Origin of the sequence: Streptomyces sp. NPDC002573 (genome assembly GCF_042889625.1) — a bacterium.
Classification (GTDB): domain Bacteria; phylum Actinomycetota; class Actinomycetes; order Streptomycetales; family Streptomycetaceae; genus Streptomyces; species Streptomyces gibsoniae.
This window is the reverse complement of the sequence record NZ_JBIARC010000004.1, coordinates 186,820-207,089: the sequence shown is the minus strand read 5'-3', so window position 1 is coordinate 207,089 and position 20,270 is coordinate 186,820. Positions and strand designations below refer to the sequence as shown.

General features: G+C 72.2%; 16 protein-coding genes and 1 pseudogene. 4 read left to right on the top strand and 13 right to left on the bottom strand.

Annotated features, from left to right (window positions below; translation table 11 throughout):
- Window position 1: 1 nt before the first annotated feature.
- From ACFYX0_RS06075 to ACFYX0_RS06025, 11 genes are all read right to left on the bottom strand, one after another.
- Window positions 2–2,644 carry a tetratricopeptide repeat protein gene (locus ACFYX0_RS06075; protein WP_388966836.1) on the bottom strand — a complete coding sequence of 881 codons (2,643 nt, stop codon included), beginning with the start codon at window positions 2,642–2,644 and terminating at the stop codon, window positions 2–4.
- Window positions 2,641–3,963, bottom strand: a complete 1,323-nt coding sequence (locus ACFYX0_RS06070) for a hypothetical protein (RefSeq protein ID WP_311697015.1) — start codon at window positions 3,961–3,963, stop codon at window positions 2,641–2,643. The genes ACFYX0_RS06075 and ACFYX0_RS06070 overlap by 4 nt, the downstream gene beginning before the upstream one ends.
- Window positions 3,964–4,050: 87 nt before the next feature.
- Window positions 4,051–5,055 (bottom strand): glutamate ABC transporter substrate-binding protein, encoded by a 1,005-nt coding sequence (locus ACFYX0_RS06065; protein ID WP_388966833.1) that lies wholly within the window; start codon window positions 5,053–5,055, stop codon window positions 4,051–4,053.
- A 14-nt stretch (window positions 5,056–5,069) separates the two neighbouring features.
- On the bottom strand, window positions 5,070–6,479 hold the full coding sequence (locus ACFYX0_RS06060) for a hypothetical protein (RefSeq protein ID WP_388966830.1): 1,410 nt from the start codon (window positions 6,477–6,479) through the stop codon (window positions 5,070–5,072).
- Window positions 6,480–6,706: 227 nt separating this feature from the next.
- The gene (locus ACFYX0_RS06055; RefSeq protein WP_388966828.1) at window positions 6,707–7,735 is read right to left on the bottom strand and encodes an N-acetylglucosamine kinase; all 1,029 of its coding nucleotides are present in this window, start codon (window positions 7,733–7,735) and stop codon (window positions 6,707–6,709) included.
- Window positions 7,726–8,991: a 6-phospho-beta-glucosidase gene (locus ACFYX0_RS06050; protein WP_388966825.1), complete on the bottom strand. Its 1,266-nt coding sequence runs from the start codon at window positions 8,989–8,991 to the stop codon at window positions 7,726–7,728. Before ACFYX0_RS06050 ends, ACFYX0_RS06055 begins: the two co-directional genes overlap by 10 nt.
- Window positions 8,992–8,995: 4 nt before the next feature.
- Window positions 8,996–9,889, bottom strand: coding sequence for a carbohydrate ABC transporter permease (locus ACFYX0_RS06045; RefSeq protein ID WP_388966822.1), 894 nt, complete (start codon window positions 9,887–9,889; stop codon window positions 8,996–8,998).
- Window positions 9,890–9,891: 2 nt separating this feature from the next.
- A complete protein-coding gene (locus ACFYX0_RS06040; protein WP_388966819.1) occupies window positions 9,892–10,833 on the bottom strand; it encodes a carbohydrate ABC transporter permease in 942 nt (313 codons plus the stop codon).
- A 2-nt stretch (window positions 10,834–10,835) separates the two neighbouring features.
- Entirely contained in the window at window positions 10,836–12,167 is a 1,332-nt protein-coding gene (locus ACFYX0_RS06035; protein ID WP_388966816.1) for an ABC transporter substrate-binding protein, read from the bottom strand.
- An 87-nt stretch (window positions 12,168–12,254) separates the two neighbouring features.
- A complete protein-coding gene (locus ACFYX0_RS06030) occupies window positions 12,255–13,466 on the bottom strand; it encodes an ROK family protein (RefSeq protein WP_388966813.1) in 1,212 nt (403 codons plus the stop codon).
- 266 nt (window positions 13,467–13,732) lie between these two features.
- On the bottom strand, window positions 13,733–14,794 hold the full coding sequence (locus tag ACFYX0_RS06025; protein WP_388966810.1) for a mechanosensitive ion channel family protein: 1,062 nt from the start codon (window positions 14,792–14,794) through the stop codon (window positions 13,733–13,735).
- 341 nt (window positions 14,795–15,135) lie between these two features.
- Between ACFYX0_RS06025 and ACFYX0_RS06020 the strand changes: the two genes are divergently transcribed.
- Window positions 15,136–15,672, top strand: a complete 537-nt coding sequence (locus ACFYX0_RS06020) for an HNH endonuclease (protein ID WP_234515622.1) — start codon at window positions 15,136–15,138, stop codon at window positions 15,670–15,672.
- A gap of 601 nt (window positions 15,673–16,273) precedes the next feature.
- On the opposite strand, the pseudogene ACFYX0_RS06015 reads toward ACFYX0_RS06020, so the two are convergent.
- Window positions 16,274–16,759: pseudogene (locus tag ACFYX0_RS06015) on the bottom strand (ATP-binding cassette domain-containing protein); the annotation flags it as partial.
- On the bottom strand, window positions 16,756–17,289 hold the full coding sequence (locus tag ACFYX0_RS06010; protein WP_388966808.1) for a PadR family transcriptional regulator: 534 nt from the start codon (window positions 17,287–17,289) through the stop codon (window positions 16,756–16,758). The gene ACFYX0_RS06010 and the pseudogene ACFYX0_RS06015, both read right to left, overlap by 4 nt.
- A gap of 202 nt (window positions 17,290–17,491) precedes the next feature.
- Between ACFYX0_RS06010 and ACFYX0_RS06005 the strand changes: the two genes are divergently transcribed.
- The 3 genes from ACFYX0_RS06005 (at window position 17,492) to ACFYX0_RS05995 (ending at window position 20,166) form a co-directional block, all read left to right on the top strand.
- Complete coding sequence (locus ACFYX0_RS06005) at window positions 17,492–17,728, top strand: hypothetical protein (protein ID WP_311697031.1); 237 nt, start codon at window positions 17,492–17,494, stop codon at window positions 17,726–17,728.
- The gene (gene malQ / locus ACFYX0_RS06000; RefSeq protein ID WP_388966805.1) at window positions 17,729–19,831 is read left to right on the top strand and encodes a 4-alpha-glucanotransferase; all 2,103 of its coding nucleotides are present in this window, start codon (window positions 17,729–17,731) and stop codon (window positions 19,829–19,831) included. It begins immediately after the preceding gene.
- Window positions 19,832–19,926: 95 nt separating this feature from the next.
- Entirely contained in the window at window positions 19,927–20,166 is a 240-nt protein-coding gene (locus ACFYX0_RS05995; protein ID WP_388966802.1) for a hypothetical protein, read from the top strand.
- Window positions 20,167–20,270 lie beyond the last annotated feature (104 nt).

The window sequence follows — 20,270 nt, the reverse complement described above, 5'->3', positions numbered from 1 at the left end:
ATCACACCCACGTCCGGGGGCGGTAACAGTTGGCACGTTCCACCAGGTCGATCCTCTCCTCGCCGCCCTGGGCGAGCCTGGCCAGCGTCCGGTACGAGCGCTCCAGGCCGAAGCGGAGGCCGCGCTCGTCGAGATCACTGCCGAGCAGCGCCCGGCCGCCCGCCGCGGACGGTGCGGAACCCTGGCTACCGGAGAGTACCCAGTCCAGGGCGCAGCCGAGGACCTCTGTGGACAACTCCTCGCGGCGTACGGCGTCCAGGCCGTACGCCTCCAGCGCCTGGACCTGCCCCGCAGCGGCCACGAGGTCGTCCAGGAAGGCCGGGTCGGGCCCGTGGTTCGTGCGCTGCCGCAGCCGCGCCCGTACGGCGGCGACCCGGGCCGCGGTGTAGTGGATGGACGCCTCCGGCACGGACTCCAGGGTGCGTACCGCCTCGTGGCGGTCACCGGAGGCGAGCTGGACGCGGGCCAGACCGAACGCCGAACTCACATAGCTGGGGTCGGTGGTCCACACGAGCCCGTAGTACTCGGCCGCGTTGTCGAGCTGGCCGAGGACCTCCGCGCACAGACCGAGCGCCAGCTTCGGGGAGGGCTCGCCGGGGAAGGCGTCGTAGACCGCCTCGAAGGAGAGCGCGGCGGCCTCGTGGTCGCCGGTCACGAGCGCGGTGACCCCGCGGTACCAGACCACCCGCCAGTCGTCGGGGTGGTCCGCCTCCAGGGCCGTGAGCGCCTGCCCGGCGCTGTCCGTCTCGCCCATCTCCAGCCGGGCGCGCAGCTCGCGCAGCAGCAGCTCCGGGGAGGGCACGGGCGCGGCGTTCAGCGCCGTGATCAGCTCCGCGGGAGCGGAGGCCATGAGACCCGCCAGGAAACCGGCGTTGGGGTCGCTCGGGTCGACCAGGGGCACCGGCAGGGCGAGCGCCGTGGCGGCGGTGTCGACGGTCTTGACGGCGACCGAGGATCCGGGATTCCGGGTGCCCGGCCTGCCCGCGCCTGCGTCCCCTCTCGGAGAACCGGCGGCAGGGACAGCGGCCGCGGAGACGACGGCCGCGGAGACCACGGCGGCGGCCGGCGTCCCGGCGGTCCCCGCGACCGCGCCCTGAGCTCCGCTCCCCGGGTGCGCCACCGCGGTCCGCGCGGTGCCGCGGCGCCGCGCGGGCACCACCCGCGCCCCGAGCCGAGAGACGTCCCCGTCCAGTCGTGGGAACAACTCCGTGTCCGTGACCTTCAGTTCGGGCCCGAACAGCGTCGACAGGGCGGGCCGGGGGCGGCCCGTCTGGAGGGCGACGACCTCGCGCAGCACTCCGGTCAGCTGTTCCGACATCTCCTGCGCGGAGGCGAACCGCCGAGCGGGGTCGGGGTCGGTGGCGCGGACCAGCAGCCGGTAGAAGGACTCGTAGCGGCGGAAGACCTCCACGGTCGCGGGGTCGGGCAGCGAGTCCACATGGACGGTGGTGTAGCCCGGGAAGTCGAAGGTGAGCACCGCGAGGGTGCGCGCGACCGTGTAGAGGTCGCTCGCCACCGAGGGGCCGACCTCCGCGACCTCGGGCGCCTGGTAGCCCACGGTGCCGTAGATGGCCGACTCGTCGTCGTCCATCCGGCGCACCGCGCCCATGTCGATCAGCTTGAGCTGGTCCTCGGTCTGGATCGCGTTGTCGACCTTGAAGTCGCAGTACAGCAGGTTGCGGCTGTGCAGATGGCCGAGCGCCTCCAGGGCCTCGATGCCGTAGGCGCACGCCTGCTCCACCGGCAGCGGATCGCGTCGTCCGTCGGAGGCGCGGCGCTCGTTGGCGATCTCCTTCAGCGACTTGCCGCCGACGTACTCCATGACGATGTAGCCGTCGAGCGAGCCGGTGCGCTGGTCGAGATGCTCCACGAAGTTGTAGATGCGCACGATGTTGGAGTGCTCGATCTCCGCCAGGAACCGCCGCTCGGAGATCGCGGCGGCCATCGCGTCCTGGTCGCCGGTGTCCAGCAGGCCCTTGAGGACGACCCACCGGTCGGAGACCGCGCGGTCCACCGCCAGATAGATCCAGCCGAGCCCGCCGTGCGCGAGACAGCCCACGACCTCGTACTGGCCGTGCACGATGTCCCCGGCGTGCAGCTTCGGCACGAACGAGTATGGGTGGCCGCACTTCGTGCAGAACCCTTCCGTGCGTCCCGCGCGGTCGCCGCGGGAGCGCCCCACCGGCACCCCGCAGTCGGAGCGCGAGCAGAAGCGCTTGCGCTCGGGCACCTCGGGGTTCTCCAGCACCATCGCCCGGGGGTCGGGCCGCGGCACGTCCGGGACCTGCACCAGACCGAGACCGAGGCGGCTGCGCCCCGAACTCCCGCTCGTGGAACCGGAGCTGCGCACGGACACCGAGCGGCCGGTGGACCTGCCCGTGAGCCGCCCCGACACCGAGCGCCGGGACTGCGACGAGCGGGACGACCGCGACGACGTACGGGAACTGGGCCGCGAGCCCTCGCCGCCGGGACCGCCGGAGTCCCGGCCGCCCGCGGAGGCACCCGTGGCCACCGAGCCGAGCGCGCCCTTCGCCGAGACGACCGGCGCCAGACCGCACGTGTCGCAGTACAGCTCGCCGCCGCCCATGTCCTCGTACGAGCCCTCGCAGCCGGGCCGCTGGCACGTCTGTCCTGCCTGACTCATGCTTCCCCCCTCCGGTCCACCGGCTCGCCCTGCCGGGGCACACGCTGGCCCAGCTGTTCGGCGGCGGCCTGCTGATAGCGCAGCACCGCCTGCTCGGCGACCCGGAGGTCGCAGGGCGCGCTCCACAGCATGCGGCGGGCCGAGTCGTACCGTTCGATCAGCAGCGGGTCCTCCGCGAGGCCGTGCCGGGCGATCTTCGCCTTGTACGCGTCCAGCCGGCCGCGCAGCTCGGCGCGGACCGCGAGCGGCGCGGTGACCGCGGTCAACGACTCGCGGGCGCGCAGCAGTTCGTCCTCGGCCCGCTGCTCGAGGGACTCCAGGAGCGGTGAGAGACGGTGCCACTGAGCGTGTCTGCGGTACTCGGCGGCGGTCGCCAGCTGTTCCTGCAGCGCGGTCGGCGGGCCGCTGACCACGGGCACCTCCGACGCGGCGATCTTCGCCAGCACCTCACCCCGCGCACTGCGCGCCTCGGCGAGCGTGCGGTCCGCGCGGCTGAGCACGTCGCGCAGTTTGACCAGCCGCGCCTCGGCGTCCTGACGGACCGTCAGTACGGCGTCGATCTCCCGGCGCACGTCCTCCAGGGCGCGTGCCTCACGGTCGTAGACCGCGGTGTCCGGCCGGCCGCCGCCGGGGGCCGAACTGCCCTGCGCGGGGGTCCAGTAGGCCAGCGGGTCGGAGACCACCTGCTCGCGCAGGCGCGTCAGGGTGCGGGTGATCCGCTCCAGGTCGTCGCCCGCCGGGTGCTCGCCGGGGCGTACCCCGACGGAGTGCGCGAGCCGGCGGGTGCGTTGCAGCTCCGCGGCCAGTAAATCGATCCGGGCGGGCAGCGCCGACCACACCGCGTCGGCGGCGACGACCATGTCCAGCGAGGAGGCGTACAGCTCGTTCATCCGTTCCACGAGCTGGACCAGGGTGAACTGCTCGCTCAGCCTGCCGGTGCCGGCCACTGTCGGCGCGTGCGCCGCCGCCGTGGCGCTGCCCGCCACGGTGACGCTCGACCCGCGCAGCAGCTCGGTCAGTTCGGCCAGGTCCTCGCGGCTGGACCAGCGGCGGCGGGCGCGGATGTCGCGCGCGCTGCGCAGGGCGTCCGTGTAGGCGTCGAAGTACGCCCAGAGCAGGGTGATCGACGCCTCCGTCGACGTCCAGCGCTCCTTGGTGACGCCGGTCAGTTCGGCGCCTTCGAGGAGTCTGCGGCCCGCGTGGTCCTGCAGGGCGAGGAGCGAGGTCTCTATGGCCTCGTGCTCCGCGCCGAGCCGCGCCAGCGCACGGTCCACCTCGTCCCGGTCCATCACCGGCCCGGTGGGTCCCGTGACGCCCATCGATCACCTCTCGCTCTCGTCGTGCCCGCGCGATGTCCGGTGCGCCGGGTCAACTCTCCAGTGGTACCAGGTCGGTTGGGTCGCCGGTCAGGAGGATGGTGGCCGGGAGGCAGCCGCGTCGGGACCCAGCGTCGCGGACAGCCACTTGGTGTACGAGGCCCCCCAGCCGTTCGCGAGGTAGCCCACGAGCACCTGGTTGACCCGCTGCACCAGGTCCTTGGCCTCCTTGTTCATCGCCACTCCGTAGTACTCGGTCGTGAAGGGCTTCCCCTTGAGTTCCACGGTCGGGTCCTGGGCGGCCTGGCTCGCGGCCAGCGCGCCGTCGGTGACGACCGCGTCGACCTCGCCCAGTTGGAGTTTGACCAGGCAGTCGAGCTGGTTGGGGACCGTGGTGGAGATGTCGGTGGACGCGGGCAGCCGGCCGGACTTCTTGTCCTCGGTCAGCCTGGTGCCGGCCGTGGAGCCCGAGGCGGAGCAGATCCGCTTGCCCGCGAGGGACTTGTCGTAGCCGGTGATGCCGGAGGTCTTCGGCGCCAGGACCTGCTGGCCGGTGACGAAGTACGGGTCGGAGAAGCGGACTTCGTCCAGCCGGTCGCAGGTGATCGTCATGGTGCGCACCACCATGTCCACCTGCTTGCTCTGGATGGCGGGGATGCGCTGGTTGGTGGGAATGGCGTGGAAGCGGACGGCGTCCGGGCTGCCGAGGATCTGGCGTGCGATCTCGTGGGCGAGATCGATGTCGAAGCCCTCCAGGTCGCTGCCGCGGGTGTTGGGGTCGCGGTAGCCCCAGCGGTAGCTGTTCTGGTCGACGCCCACGGACAGATAGCCGCGCCGCTTGATGTCCTGGACCGTGGGGCCCGTGTCGGCGCCGGACGGCGGAAGGCTCATCCGCTCGGGGTGTCCGCCGCAGTCGTCCGCCTTGGCCTGGGTGGCCTCGGCGAGGCCCGGGCCGCCGGTGCCCGTGGAGCCGTCCCGGCTCGCGCGGGCGAGCGGCAGCGACAGCGCGAACGCCAGAGCGAGGACGCAGGCGACGACCATCGCGCCCACCCCGCCCCAGCCCCTCAGGCTCGCCCTCAGGCGGCGTACGGCCATCGCCGCTCCCCCTCTCACCGGTACTCCGAAAGCCTGCGCGCGATGCCCAGCACCGCGCCCGCCGCGCCCAGCACGGCGAGGACCCCGGCGCCCAGCGGGAGTCCGGTCATCGCGCCCCGTCCGTCGCCCGCCGCCCGCTCGAACTCGCTCTTCTCATGATCCAGCGCCTTCGCCAGGTTCGCGTCCACGCTGTCGAAGCACTCGCCCGTCGGCTGGTCCGCCTTCGAGCCGATGATCTTGTTCAGGGCCGCCTGGTAGTTGCCGTCGTCGTCGGCGGACCGCGCCTGCGCGTGCCGCTGCTGCCAGACCTTCATGTTGCCGGTGGCGGCCGTCACGGGCGCCTTGCCCGCCTGGTCGTCGGCGAGGGACCCGGCCTCGGTGAGCGTGGCGGACAGCGTCCTCATGTCCTGCTGGAAGGCGTAGTCGTAGGCGTCCTCGACCTTGCCGTCCGGCAGTTGCTTGGTCTCGGCGCCACGGCTGACCAGCGTCAGGTTCTCGTTGCCGCGCGCGTTCAGGGAGGCGATCCGCGCGTCGTGCAGCACGGTCAGCGAGCGGACGCCGTGGTCGTAGGAGGAGTCGAGCCGGGCGCGGGCGACGCTGTGGCCGGCCACCAGCCACAGCAGCACGATCGCGGCGGCGGCGGTGGAGGCGACCAGGCCCTGGTTCAGCACCCGGTTCGTGCGCAGGAAGTGGCGGCGCTGGGCCCAGCCGAGGGCGGCCAGCGCGAGCGCACCGAGGACGATCGCGAACCAGGGGTAGGGGGTCGCGTCCGCGTAGTCGGCGCGCAGCCGCTGGTTCTCCTTGGTGTACAGGTCCTGTGCGGTCGGCAGCATCTGCTGCTGCATCACGTCGTTGGCGGCCCGCAGATAGGCGCCGCCCACCGGGAAGCCCTGCCGGTTGTTGGCGCGGGCCCGCTCGATGAGCCCCTTGTACTGCGGGAGCAGCTTGTTGAGCTTGGCGATGGTGTCCGCGGCGGGGGAGCCGGGCTCGGTGCCGGCGGCCGCCGTGACGAGCCCGGCGGCGGCGGTCTCGATGTCCTTCTCGTACCGCCTGGTGGTCGCGACCGGCTCCTGGCCGCCCGACAGGAAGCCGCTGGAGGCCGTGGTGTTGGCGTCCGCGAGGGAGCGGTAGATGTCGGCGGCGGAGGCACTGAGCGGCTGGCTGCTGTGCAGCACGTCGTCTGCGGCGTTCGAACGGTCCGTCATCTGCCAGGCGGTGACGGCCCCGAAGGTGACGACGAGCACGGCCAGCACGGCGCCGATGACCCGCAGCCGGCCGGGCTCGGTGGTGGCGACGGCCCGCAGCCGGTCCACGCCCTCGGCGATGGCCGCGCGGCGCGGTGCGGGCACCGGCGCCGCGGCCGGTGTGACGGATGGCGTCGCGGGCCTCACCGGTGGCGCGCCGACCTGCTGCGGATGTGTCACTTGACCTCCCCCATGGTCATCCGTCGGTCACCTCCGCCCGGGGCGCGAGTACCGGGCGCGGGTGCACGGCGGCAAGTATCGCCGCCGGAACCCGCATCCGAACAGGTCTTTATACGATCTTGTTTCCGGATCGCAGTGTTTGTACGGAACGCCGGGCTCGCCGGGGCCGGCCGGACCACCCCCTCCCAGGAACACGCGATACGCGGGCGTTCGGTTCCCCGGGCCGCTCAGGCGCCCGCCCCGTGCTCGTCGTACGCCCCCTGTGCCCCCTCTGTCCCTTCTGCCCTCTTTTCGTAGTACGCCCGCACGCGCGCATGCGTCTCGGGCGGCGCCCCCACGTGGTCCAGGCCGAGCAGCGCGGCGCCCAGCACCGGTCGGGCCGTGACCACCCGGGGGTCCGCCTTGGGTGCCCGGGCGGCCAGCAGTTCTCCGATCCGGTCGTCCAGCTGGGGATGGCGGGCGGCCAGGATGCTGCCGCCGAGCAGCACCGGGGCCTCCTCGTCGAGCAGGTCCAGCCGGGTCAGCGCGACCGTGGCCATCGCGACCACCTCCTCCGCGAGCCGGTCGACGATCGCGCGGGCCACCGGATCGCCCTCCCCGGCCGTGGCGAACAGCACCGGCGTCAGCTCATGGCGCCGTTCGTGCGTGATGTGCTCCAGATGGAGCGCCTCGATGAGCGCGTACATGGAGCCGAGCCCGAAGTGCGCGGGCAGGGTGCGGGCCAGGGCCGTGGGTCCGCCGCGCCCGTCCTCCGCGCGCGCCGCCCACCACAGGGCCTCCTCCGCCAGGCCCCAGCCGCCGCCCCAGTCGCCGGATATACGGCCGAGCGCGGGGAAGCGGGCGGTGCGCCCGTCGGGACGCATGCCGGCGCAGTTGATGCCCGCGCCGCACACGACCGCCACCCCCCGGGGCTCGGCGACGCCGGCCCGCAGGACGGCGAAGGTGTCGTTGCGCACCTCGACCGTTCTGCCCCACCCCCGCGCTTGCAGCGCCGCCGCCAACTGCTCCTCCTCCACCGGGAGGTCGGCGTTGGCGAGACAGGCCGAGACATGGTCGGCCGAGTCGGCCCGGGCCGCGGCGAGGGCCCGTGCCACGGCGTCGGCCAGGGCGCCCACGGCCGTCTCCACGCCCACGGCCGGCGGCCGGAACCCCCCGCCCCGCGCGGTGCCGAGCACCCGGCCGTCGGCGGCCACGACGGCCACGTCGGTCTTGCTGTTGCCCGCGTCGATGGCGAGGACGCTTGCGGTCAGGCCCACGCGAGGTGCTCCCGGTTGTGCGTGATCAGCTGGTCGGTGAGGGCGTCGGCGTAGGCGTACTGGCCGATGAGGGGGTGGGCGAGCAGCGCCCGGAAGACACGGTCGCGCCCGCCGCGCAGGGCGGCCTCCAGGGCCAGTTCCTCGTACGCGGTCACGTTCGCCATCAGCCCCGCGTACAGCGGGTCCACCCCGGGCACCGGCAGGGGGGCCGGTCCGTGCGCTCCGACGGCGGCCTGCACCTCGATCACCGCGTCGTCCGGCAGGAAGGGCAGTGTGCCGTTGTTGTACGTGTTCACCACCTGGTACGGCGAACCCCCGCCGGCCAGCAGGGACGCGGCGAGGTCCACGGCGGCCTCCGAGTAGTAGGCGCCGCCCCGCTTGGCCAGCAGCGCCGGCTTCTCGTCGAGCGCGGGGTCCGCGTACATCCCCAGCAGCTCCCGCTCCATGGCGGCGACCTCCGCGGCCCGGGACGGCTTGCCGCGCAGCTCCTGTACGACCTCGTCGTGCGCGTAGTAGTAGCGCAGGTAGTACGAGGGGACCACGCCCAGGCGGTCGACGAGGGAGCGCGGCAGGCGCAGATCGTCGGCGACCGAGTCCCCGTGCTCGGCGAGCAGCTTGGGCAGCACGTTGTCGCCCTCGGGGCCGCCGAGGCGCACACCTGTCTCCCAGGTGAGGTGGTTGAGCCCCACATGGTCGAGATGGACATCGGCGGGCGTGACACCGAGCAGCGCGGCGAACCTCCGCTGGAAGCCGATCGCCACGTTGCACAGCCCGACCGCCCGGTGGCCCTCCTGGAGGAGGGCACGGGTGACGATGCCCACCGGGTTGGTGAAGTCGATGATCCAGGCACCGGGGTTGGCGCGGCGGACGCGGTCGGCGATGTCGAGGACCACCGGCACCGTGCGCAGCGCCTTGGCGAGGCCGCCCGCGCCGGTCGTCTCCTGGCCGACGCAGCCGCACTCCAGCGGCCAGGTCTCGTCCTGCTCCCGCGCGGCCTGGCCGCCGACGCGCAGCTGGAGCAGCACGGCGTCGGCGCCCTCGACCGCCCGGTCCAGGTCGTCGGTCGTGACGACGCGCCCCGGATGCCCCTGCCGGGCGAAGATGCGCCGGGCCAGCCCGCCCACCAGCTCCACGCGGTCGGTGGCCGGGTCGACGAGGACCAGCTCCTCCACGGGGAGGGTGTCCCTCAGCCGTGCGAATCCGTCGACGAGTTCGGGTGTGTAGGTCGAGCCTCCGCCGACCACGGTGAGCTTCAATGTTCTAGCCCTTCACTCCGGTGAGCGTGACACCCTCGACGAACGCCTTCTGGGCGAAGAAGAACACGAGGATCACGGGGGCCATGACCAGCACGGTGGCGGCCATGGTGAGGTTCCAGTCGGTGTGGTGCGCGCCCTTGAACGACTCCAGGCCGTAACTGAGCGTCCACGCGGCCGGGTTCTCCGAGGCGTAGATCTGCGGCCCGAAGTAGTCGTTCCAGGCGTAGAAGAACTGGAAGAGCGCGACGGCGGCGATGCCCGGCCGTGCCATGGGCAGGACGACCCTGAGCAGGGTCCGCAGGTCGCCGCAGCCGTCGACCTTCGCCGCGTCCAGGTACTCGTTCGGGACGGTCATCAGGAACTGGCGCAGCAGGAAGATGGAGAACGCGTCGCCGAACGCCATCGGGATGATCAGCGGCCACAGCGTGCCGGACAGGTCCAGCTGCTTGGCCCAGAACAGATACATCGGGATGATGATCACCTGCGGCGGCAGCATCATCATCGAGATCACCAGCATCAGGGACAGATTGCGGCCCCGGAAACGGAACTTGGCGAGGGCGTAGGCGACCGGGATCGACGACACGACGGTCAGGACGGTGCCCAGGCCCGCATAGATGAGGGTGTTCTTCCACCAGGTCAGGAAGCCGGGCGTGTCGAAGACCTTCCTGTAGTTGCCCCACTCCCAGGTGTGCGGGATCAGATCGCGGCTGAGCGCCTGGCTGTCGCTCATCAGCGAGGTCAGGAACACGAACACGAAGGGCAGGGTGAAGAAGAGCGCGGTGGCCACGCCGAGGGAGTGGACCGCGATCCACTCCAGCAGCGCCTTGCGGCGGGCGGTGCGTGCGGCGGGCGAGGCGGCCTCTCTCAACTCCGCGGGCCGGTCGAGTACTTGGGTCATGGTCAGTCACCTGCCAGGTTGAGGCCGCCCCGGCGCCGCATCAGGAACGCGGTGAACACCATCGACAGGGCGAAGAGCACGAGCGCGACCACACAGGCGGAGCCGTAGTCGAAGCGCTGGAAGCCGAGGTTGTAGACGAGCTGGGGCAGGGTGAGCGTGGACTTGTCGGGGTAGCCCGGCTCGAACTGGGTGCCGGCGCCCTGGATGACGCCCGAGGCGACCTTCCCCGCGATCAGCGGCTGCGTGTAGTACTGCATGGTCTGGATCACGCCGGTGACCACGGCGAACATCACGATGGGGGAGATGTTCGGCAGGGTGACGTAGCGGAAACGCTGCCATGCCGACGCACCGTCCAGCTCGGCCGCCTCGTACTGCTCCTTCGGCACGTCCAGCAGCGCGGCCATGAAGATGACCATCAGGTCGCCGACTCCCCACAGGGCGAGCAGGGTGAGAGCGGGCTTGGACCAGGCGGGGTCGTTGAACCAGCCCGGCGCCGGGATGCCGATCTTGTCGAGGATCGAGTTGACCGGTCCGGTACCGGGGTTCAGCAGGAAGGCGAAGGCCATGGTGGCGGCCACGGGCGGGGCGAGGTAGGGCAGGTAGAAGAGGGTGCGGAAGACACCCGTAGCCGTCTTGATCTTGGTGATGAGCAGGCCCACGCCGAGTCCGAAGACGACCCGCAGACTGACCGCGACGACCACGAGCCACAGGGTGTTGCGCAGCGCCGGCCAGAACAGGGGGTAGTCCCGGAAGACGTACGCCCAGTTCTTCGTCCCGCTCCAGGTCGGCGGCCGGAAGCCGTCGTAGTGCATGAAGGAGAAGTAGACCGTCGAGACCAGCGGATACGCGAAGAAGACCGCGAAGCCGATCAGCCAGGGCGACATGAAGGCGGCCGTGCGCAGGGCCGCCCGGCGGCGTTTGGACGCGAGGGTGAGGGCGGTCATCGTCACTTCGCCTGCGCGATGTCCGTGTCGATCTGCCGGGCCGTGCTCGCCAGGCCCGCCTTGAGGTCCTTGGCCTTGCCGCTCTCGTAGTCGTAGCCGAGCTGCTGGATGGTCACGAGGTACTGGCCGCCGTTGATGGAGGCGGGCGTCGTCGTGGAGTCGGGGTTGGCCGCGATGTCCAGGAACGTCTTGAAGCGCGGGTCGTACTTCAGCTTGGGGGACTTCAGCGCGGCCAGGGTGGAGGGCACGTTGTGGATGTCGTTGGCGAAGCCGACCACCGCGTCCGTGTCCGTGGTCATGTACTTCACCAGTTCCCAGGCCGCGTTCTGCTTCTTGCTGGTGGCGGCGATGCCGGCGATCGTCCCGGTGATGTAGCCCTTGCCGTACTGGGACGCCTGGTCGTCGGGCACGGGCAGCGGGGCCACCCCTATGTCGAACTTCGCCCCCGCGTCCAGGGCCATGCCCAGGCGCCACTCGCCGTCGAGCTGCATGGCGACCTGACCGGTGTGGAAGGGGTGTTTCGGGCCCCACTCGTCACCGAGCTTCGAGCGGTACTTCTCCAGCTTCTGGAAGCCGCCCAGTTCGTCCACGAGCTTCTTCTGCAGGGTGAAGCCCTGGGTGAACGCCGGGTCCTTGGCGAGGTTCGACTTGCCCTGCGCGTCGAAGTACGTCGGGGAGAACTGCGCGAAGTAGTGCTCGGTGGTGGTCTCCCAGCCGTGGTAGTCCGGCATGAACCCGACCTGCTCGTAGCCGTCGCCCTCGGGGATCGTGAGCTTCTTCGCGTCGGTCTCGAACTCGGACCAGGTCTTGGGCGGGCCGGCGATGCCCGCCTTCTTGAAGGCGGTCTTGTTGTAGTAGAGCCCGTAGGCGTCGCCCAGCAGCGGCACCGTGCAGCGGTTGCCGTCGAACTGGGTGTACTCGTTCATCGGCTTCGGGAAGGTCGTGGCCGGGTCGATGCCCGACTTCTTGAAGAACGGGTTCAGATCGACCAGGGCCCCGGACGAGCAGAACTTGCCCACGTTGTTCGTGGTGAAGGAGGAGATGACGTCGGGCGCCTTGTCGCCGCCGGAGCGCAGCGCCTGGTTGATCTTGTCGTCGGTCATGTTGGCGACGACGTTGACATGGATGTTGGGATGCGCCTTCTCGAACCCCGAGATCAGCGCGTTCACGGCCTTGGTCTCGGAGGGCGCGCTCCAGGCGTGCCAGAAGTTGATGGTGGTCTCCTTGGACGCGTCGTCGTTCGCGCCGGAGGAGGACTGGCCGGTGCAGGCGGTGGTGAGCAGGGCGACGGATGCAGTCAGGGCAAAAGCCGCTTTTCGGATCACTTCGGGCATGACAGGATCTCCCTGGGGCGGGCGGATGTGAGGCGACCGGGGCGGGTGTCGGGGCCGGGTGTCGGGGCCGGGTGAGGTGCGGGTTGCTCAGCGCGAGGTGTCGAAGACCTCGTCGCGGGTGGTCGCGAGCGCGCTCTCCAGCGCGCCGCGCAGCACGGGGTGTTGGCGTACGTCGCCGACGACGAGGCGCGGCCGGGACGCGGCCAGCTCCTCCAGTTCGGCCTGGAGCAGGGCCCGCAGCGGCTCGCCGCCCGCGGTGAGCGAGGTGCCGCTGAGGACCACGAGTTCGGGGTCGAGCACGGAGACGAGCGCGGCGAGACCCGTGGCGAGCCGGGTCGCGTACGTCTGGAGCAGGCGCCGGTGAGCGCCCGAGGCATGGTCGGCGCCCAGGGTGACGAGGGTGGCCGCGACCTCGGTGTGCGGGCCGGTGGGCACGTCCTCGATGCCGAGTTCGCGGGCCAGTCCGGGCAGCGCCTGGGAGCCGGCCAGTTCCTGGTAGCCGCCGCTGTTGGCCCGGGTCACCTGGCGGACCAGGGGTGCGCCGGGCACCGGCAGGAAGCCGACCTCGCCGGCGCCGCCGGTCCAGCCTCGGTGCAGCCGTCCGCCGAGCACGAGGGCGGCGCCGAGGCCGCCCTCGTTCCACAGCAGGACGAAGTCGCCGTGGCCCCGGGCCGCGCCCAGCCGCTGCTCGGCGAGCGCGACGAGGTTGACGTCGTTCTCGTACTCGACGGGCATCGGCAGGGCGGCGGCGAGTTCGTCGAGCAGCGAGGGGGAGTGCCAGCCGGGCAGGTGGGAGGCGTAGCGGAGGCGGCCGGTGGTGGGATCGAAGGCGCCGGGGGTGCCGATGACGACCCGGTGGACGTCGGCGACGGCGAGCCCGGCGGCCTTCACGGCGCCGCCGAGGGCGTCGGTGACCTGCTGGACGACGGGCTGCGCCGGGCGGCGGCCGGGGGTGGGCAGTTCGAACTCGCCGACCGTTCTGCCGGTGACGTCGGCGACGGCGGCGAGGATGCGCTCGGGGGTGACATCGAGGCCGGCGACATGGGCGGCGGCCGGGTTCACCACGTACAGCTGGGCGTTGGGGCCGGGGCGGCCCTCGCTGGTGCCGGTCATCAGGACCAGCCCGGCGGCTTCGAGGCGGGCGAGGAGCTGGGAGGCGGTGGGCTTCGACAGGCCGGTGAGCTTGCCGATCCGGGTGCGGCTGAGCGGGCCGTGCTCCAGGAGCAGGTCGAGGGCGGCGCGGTCGTTCATGGCGCGCAGCACACGCGGGGTGCCCGGCGTACCGGCGGATCCTGCCATGTGTGTCGCCACCTGCCTTTCAATGCACCAGCTTCTCAGCGGGGCCGTCGGGAAGTCCACCGGGTGATCGTCGCCGGGGCCCGTCCCTGGCCGGGAGGTCCTTCGTAGATCACTGTTAGGAAAGTTTCCAATTGGTGAGAGGAAAGTAGGCCCGGTGTCGTGGGGGCGTCAATACCGCCACGGGCGGCAATCAAGTCGTTACCTGAACGCGCCAGGAGGCGGCTCCCGGATGCTTCGGGAACCGCCTCCTGGCGTACGTACGACCGCTACTTCGCCGGCGGCCGGACCGGCGGGATCGGGGTCGCCGCCTCCGACTGGGGCGAGGCGGTGTTCGCATACACCGACGGGGCCGCCGTCGTGGCCGTCGGGTCGGGCGTCACCACCTCTTCCACCGGGGCCGTGGCGCCGCCCACGATGCGGATGTCCGCCTCGTCGAAGGCCCGCTTGACGCGCCAGCGCAGCTCGCGCTCCACCGTCAGCGCCTTGCCCGGCATCGTCTTCGCGCTGAGCCGGATCACCATCGAGTCCAGCAGCACGCTGTCCAGGCCGAGCACCTCGATCGGGCCCCACAGCAGCTCGTTCCAGGGCTCGTCCTTGCTCATCCGCTCGGCCACCTGGTCGAGGGCCGCCTTCACCCGGTCCAGGTTCTCGCTCGCGCGGACGGTCACGTCCACCCCGGCCGTCGCCCAGCCCTGGGAGAGGTTGCCGATGCGCTTGACCTCGCCGTTGCGGACGTACCAGATCTCGCCGCTGTCGCCGCGCAGCTTCGTCACCCGCAGGCCGACCTCGATCACCTCTCCGGAGGCCACACCCGCGTCGATGACGTCGCCTACGCCGTACTGGTCCTCCAGGATCATGAACACGCCGGACAGAAAGTCCGTCACCAGGTTGCGCGCGCCGAAACCGATCGCCACACCCGCGACACCGGCGGAGGCGAGCAGCGGCGCCAGATTGATCTGGAAGGACGCCAGCACCATCAGCGCCGCCGTGCCCATGATGAGGAACGACGCCACCGAGCGCAGCACCGAGCCGATCGCCTGCGAGCGCTGCCTGCGGCGCTCCGCGTTCACCAGCAGACCGCCCAGCGCCGTGCCGTCCACCGCCTGGGCGGTCCGGCTCATGCGGTCGATCAGCTTGGTTATCGCGCGCCGCACCATCACTCTCAGCACCGCCGCGATCACCAGGATCAGTACGACCCTGAGACCGATCGCGAGCCACGTGGACCAGTTCTGCTCGACCCAGCTCGCGGCGTTCGTCGCGCTCTGCTGGGCGTCCTGGAACGTGGGTACCGCCGGCGTCGTCGTCTGCGAGGGTGACGGGGACGGCATGGCGCCGGCAGTCGATAGGGCGGGCAAGGACACGAGTGGGACCTCCAGGTGCAATACAGCGTCCGCCTCCGGTCTCCGTGGCCGAGGTCACGGAAAGGTCACCGGAGGGCAGGGGCACCACACTAACGGTGCATCGTGTGGGGATTCGGCCGATGTGCCGAGGAGAGACCGTGCTCACTGGGGAAGTAAGGGGGCGCACAACGGGGGATGCTTCCGGTGTGGTCGAAAACACTCCCAGCCCGTTACCGGGACATGGTGGCGCTTCCACCAGGCATGAGGGGAGACTGACTGCAGATCGTCCCGGCGCGAGCCACGCGCCGCCGGCGTACAAGGAGGCATCCGTGCCGCACGTCCTGGTCCTCAACGCGTCGTACGAGCCACTCGGCGTCGTACCGCTCCGCCGCGCGCTCGTCCTCGTCCTCGAGAACAAGGCCGTATGCCTCGAGGAGTCCGGCGCCTACATGCACAGCGCAACCGTCACTGTCCCCGCACCCAGCGTGGTCCGGCTCAAGCGATTCGTTCGGGTTCCCTACCGGGGGCCCGTTCCTCTTACCCGTCGGGCGCTCTTCGCGCGCGACGGCGGCCGGTGCATGTACTGCGGTGGCGTCGCAACCAGCGTCGACCACGTCATTCCGCGCAGCCGCGGTGGTCAGCACGTCTGGGACAACGTGGTGGCGTCCTGTCGCCGCTGCAACCATGTCAAGGCCGACCGGCATCTCTTCGAGATCGGCTGGCGGCTTCGTCACAAACCAGCACCACCGACCGGCCTGGCCTGGCGCATCATCGGCACCGGGCATAGGGACCCGCGCTGGCTGCCCTATCTGCAGCCGTACGGCGCGGACGACGCCTTGGCCCGGATCGACGGCATTTCCGCCTGACGGTCCGGGCTTCTGCGTTCCCCGGGGCGAGTGCCCCGGCAGGCAACGTTTGCCGACGGGGTGAACGTTGCCTGTCGGGGCACTCGCTGCTCGGCCGGCCGCCCCGGAACCACGGGCGGCCGCATGGGTGCGGGCGGCGGTCCAGGGCTCGTCCCGCAGCCGTTCGGCCGCGATCAGCACCGCCGGGTCGCCGGTGCGTTCCGCGAGCCGCCGGCCGATGCGCCGGGAGGTGACCCCGCTGAGCCAGACGGCACACATCCCGGTACCGATCACCACGGACAGCACCAGCGCCGGGGCCGTGTCGAAGCCGCCGTAGGAGGACGGTGCCACGAGGATCCCGGCGACCACCCGACGCCACGAGCGGCAGCAGCGGTCCGGGGCCCCGGCCGGCGCGCGGGCGCATCCGGCGCACCCGGCCCAGCGGCTCCGCGACCACCCGCCGCAGTGCCACCACGCTCACCAGCGCGCCCAGCACCGGCACGGCCGCGGTGAGCAGGGCGCTCACCACCCACAGCAGGGCCGGTGCGGCCGGCCACAGCCGCAGCAGGAGCGGCACGGCGACGACCGTGGCGAGGACCGAGCCCCCCAGACAGGCGAGGCCGGCCTCCAGCGCGGCGATCCGCCGCACCTGGCCGGGCGCGGCACCGGCCAGCCGCAGCCGGGCCAGCCGCCGGTCACGGTGCACGGCGCCGATCCGGGCGCACTGCGCGAGGAAGCCCAGCACGGGCACGAGCAGCAGGAGCAGGGTGGACGACCGCGCTCGCGCACACGGCCCGCGCATGTCGACGGCGGTCAGCTCGGGGATCAGCTGCCCGAACTGGAAGACCACCCCGAACTCCGTGCGCCGCAGCTCGCTCAGCCGGGTCTCCGGAAGCTCGTCCAGGCGTTCGCCCGCGTACTCGACCGTGCCCGAGTCCGGGCGGACGATCCCCGCGAGACAGTGCAGCAGCGTGGACTTGCCGCTGCCGCTGGTCCCGGTCACCGCGAGGATCTCGCCCGCGTGCAGTTCGGCGGAGGCGCCGCGCAGCGCCGGGGTGGAGCCGTGCGCCTTGCGCAGATGACGGCCGGTCAGAAGGGGTGGCGTCATACGGTGTCGACCTCCGCGGTCAGGGTGGTGAGCCGGGCCGCCGTGGTGGTCATCCAGCGGAGGTCGGCGTCGAGGTGGTTGAGGGCGTAGTCCGCCGAGAGCACGGTCGCGAGATCGGCGCTCGGCGCGGTCTTCACCGCGGTCAGCTCCCGCATCCGCGCCTTGTGCGCGTCGCGCTGCGCCGCGAGGTAGGCGGCCGGGTCCGCCGACGCGAGGATCGCGACGACGACCTTGGCGAAGATCTCGTTCGTGACGAAGGGCGCGGGAGGGGTGATCTCCCCGGCCCAGCGGGCCAGTTCGTGCGCGCCGGCCTTCGTGGAGCGGTACAGCGTGCGTTCCGGGCCGCCGTCGGAATCGGTCCCCTCGACCTCGGCCAGGCCGTCGCGGACCAGGCGCTGCAACGTCGTGTAGACCTGCCCGTACGCCAGCGGCCGCGCCTGCGGGAACCGCTCGTCGTGCCGCCGCTTGAGGTCGTAGCCATGACTCGGCCCCGCGGCGAGCAGCCCGAGCAGGATGTGACGGGTGCTCATGAAGATCAGTATGTACTCACTATATGTACTGAGTGAATAGTGAGCGGCGAAATTTCCGGGCGAAGGAGCGTGCGCCGACCCCGGACAAGCGGGTACGGTCTGTGACGAAACGCACGATGACCGTCCTCGTACGTCTGCGGACGCGCCCGCTGGGTAGGCCACTTCTCACCCGCATCCGTCGTACGACGACAAGGAGGCCCCCGTGGCCGTACCGGTACACCCCCCGCTTCCGGCTCTGTCCAAACGCGTCTTCGAACGCGAGGACTCCGACGCCCTGTTGTGCGTCCTGAGCGCGGAGGTCGCCTGCGCAGAGGCGCCGCTCACCAGTGAACCGCCGCTGCCCGACGCCGAACCGCTCACCAGCGAACCCCCGCTCGCCGACACCACGCCGCTGACCAGCGAGCCCCTGGCCGCCGGTCCGGATCCCACGGGGTTCTAGATGGCGCCGGCCGACCCCGGGCGCGACGGGACGCCACTGGCCCGGCTCGCCGCGCTGCACGGCGTCGCCACCTCCTACCAGCCCGCTCCGGACCGTACGGCCCAGGCGTCGGACACCGCGGTCACCGCCGCCCTCGCGGCGCTCGGCGTCGACGCGAGCACTCCCGACGCCGTACGGGACGCCCTGGCCGCCCGCGAGAGCGAACTGCGTGGGCGCCTGCTGCCGCCCACCGTGGTCGGCTGGGGCGGACACCCGCCGGCCGCCTTGGCCTCCCTCCCCGAGGGCACCCGGCTGAGGGTCGAGACCGAGCAGGGGGAGGCACGCGACTCGGCCGCACAACTCCCGCCCGGGGTCCATGCCCTGCACGTGACCGCGCCCGACGGACGGACCGCCGAGGCCCATCTCGTCGCCGCGCCCGACCGGTTGCCCGAGCCGCCCGGGCGCTCCTTCGGACTGCTCGTCCAGCTCTACTCCCTGCTCTCCCGCCGCTCCTGGGGCATGGGCGACCTCGGTGACCTCACCGAGCTGACCGCATGGGCGGGCCGGACGCTCGGCGCCGGATTCGTCCAGCTCAACCCGTTGCACGCGGCCGTCCCCGGCCCGCCCGCGGATCCCTCCCCCTACCGCCCCTCCTCGCGCCGCTACCCGGACCCCGTGCATCTGCGCGTCGAGGACGTCCCCGAGTTCCCGTACGCCGAGGACCAGGCCCGGTTGCGGGCGCTGCTGGAGCGGGCCGCGCGGCTGCGGGAGTCCGTCCTCGACAAGGGCGCGCTGATCGACCGCGACGCCGTGTGGGACCTCAAGCGCGAGGCGCTCGAACTCGTGCACGCCGTGCCCCTCGGGCCCGGTCGGCGGGCCGCGTACGCCGACTTCCTCGCCGAGGAGGGCGAGGCGCTGGAGGACTACGCCACCTGGTGCGCGCTCGCCGAGGTGTACGGCTCCGACCGGCACGCCTGGCCCGCCCGGCTGCGCGATCCGCGCTCGCCCGAGACCGCCCGCGCCCGTGCCGAGCTGATGGACCGCGTCGACTTCCACACCTGGCTCGCCTGGCTGACCGACGCCCAGCTCGCCACCGCCCAGCGCACCGCGCGCGACGCCGGGATGGCGGTGGGGCTGATCCACGACCTCGCCGTCGGTGTGCATCCGGGCGGTGCCGACGCCTGGGCACAGCAGGACCACCTCGCGGCCGGTATCTCGGTGGGCGCCCCGCCGGACGCCTTCAACCCGCGCGGCCAGGACTGGGGCCTGCCGCCCTGGCGCCCCGACCGTCTCGCCGCCTCCGGGTACGCCCCCTACCGCCGGCTGCTGCGCGCCCTGTTCCGGCACGCGGGCGCCCTGCGCATCGACCATGTCATGGGCCTGTTCCGGCTGTGGTGGGTGCCGCAGGGGCAGCCGCCCACGGAGGGGACCTACGTCCGCTACGACGCCGAGGCCGTGCTCGCCGTGCTGGTCCTGGAGGCCGCCCACGCGGGGGCGCTGGTCATCGGGGAGGACCTCGGGACGGTGGAGCCGGGCGTACGGGAGACGCTGCACCAACGCGGGGTGCTCGGCACCTCCGTCCTGTGGTTCGAACGGGACTGGGAGGGCACCGGGCAGCCGCTGCCGCCCGAACGCTGGCGGGCGGACTGCCTGGCCACCGCCACCACCCACGACCTGCCGCCGACCGCCGCCCGGCTCGCCGGCGAGCACGTGGAACTGCGCGACCGGCTCGGTCTGCTGACCCGCCCCCTGGACCAGGAGCGCGCCGCGGCGGCCGCCGACGCCCGCGAGTGGCTCGCCCTGCTGACCCGGCTCGGCCTGCTGACGGGGACCAGCGGCGGGGATCCCACGGCCGCGGAGGAGCTGGAGGTCCATGCCGTCCACCGGTTCCTGCTGCGCACACCCGCCCGGCTGATCGGGGTCTGGCTCCCGGACGCGGTGGGCGACCGCCGTCCGCAGAACCTGCCGGGCACCTGGGACGAGTACCCCAACTGGCGGCTGCCGATGGCGGACGCCGAGGGGCGCCCGATCACCCTGGAGGAACTGGCGGCCGCCCCGCGGCTGCACGCGCTGATGGACGTGGTGCGGGAGGGGGACACCGTCCAGGACGGGAATCCGGGGTGACCGGGTGAGGCCGTGACAGGTGATGACGACGGCCCCCGGGGCACTAGCGGACCCCCGGGCGCGCGGCCTGTCCGGGCGTTCGCTACTTTTGCACCGTGGACAAGAAGAACGCCCTGCGCGCCGGCGCCCTGGCCGCCGGTACGACGCTGATGATGCTGCTCATGTCGTCCCCCGCGCTCGCGCTGACGCGCGACGACGGCGATGACCCCGGCAAGGGCCTGAGTGTGGCCGAGACGCTGGGGCTGTTCGTCGCGGCGCCGATCGTGCTGTTCGCGGTCATCGCGGGCCTCGTCATGGTCACCGACAAGACCCGCAAGCAGGCCAAGCAGGGCTGAGCCCCTGCGGGCAGCCGCGGTCCCGTCCCGGGCCCGTAGGCCGTCCCGCCCTTCCGCACGTCCCGTCGAGGGAGTCCACGCACCGGTGCGTGGACTCCCTCCAC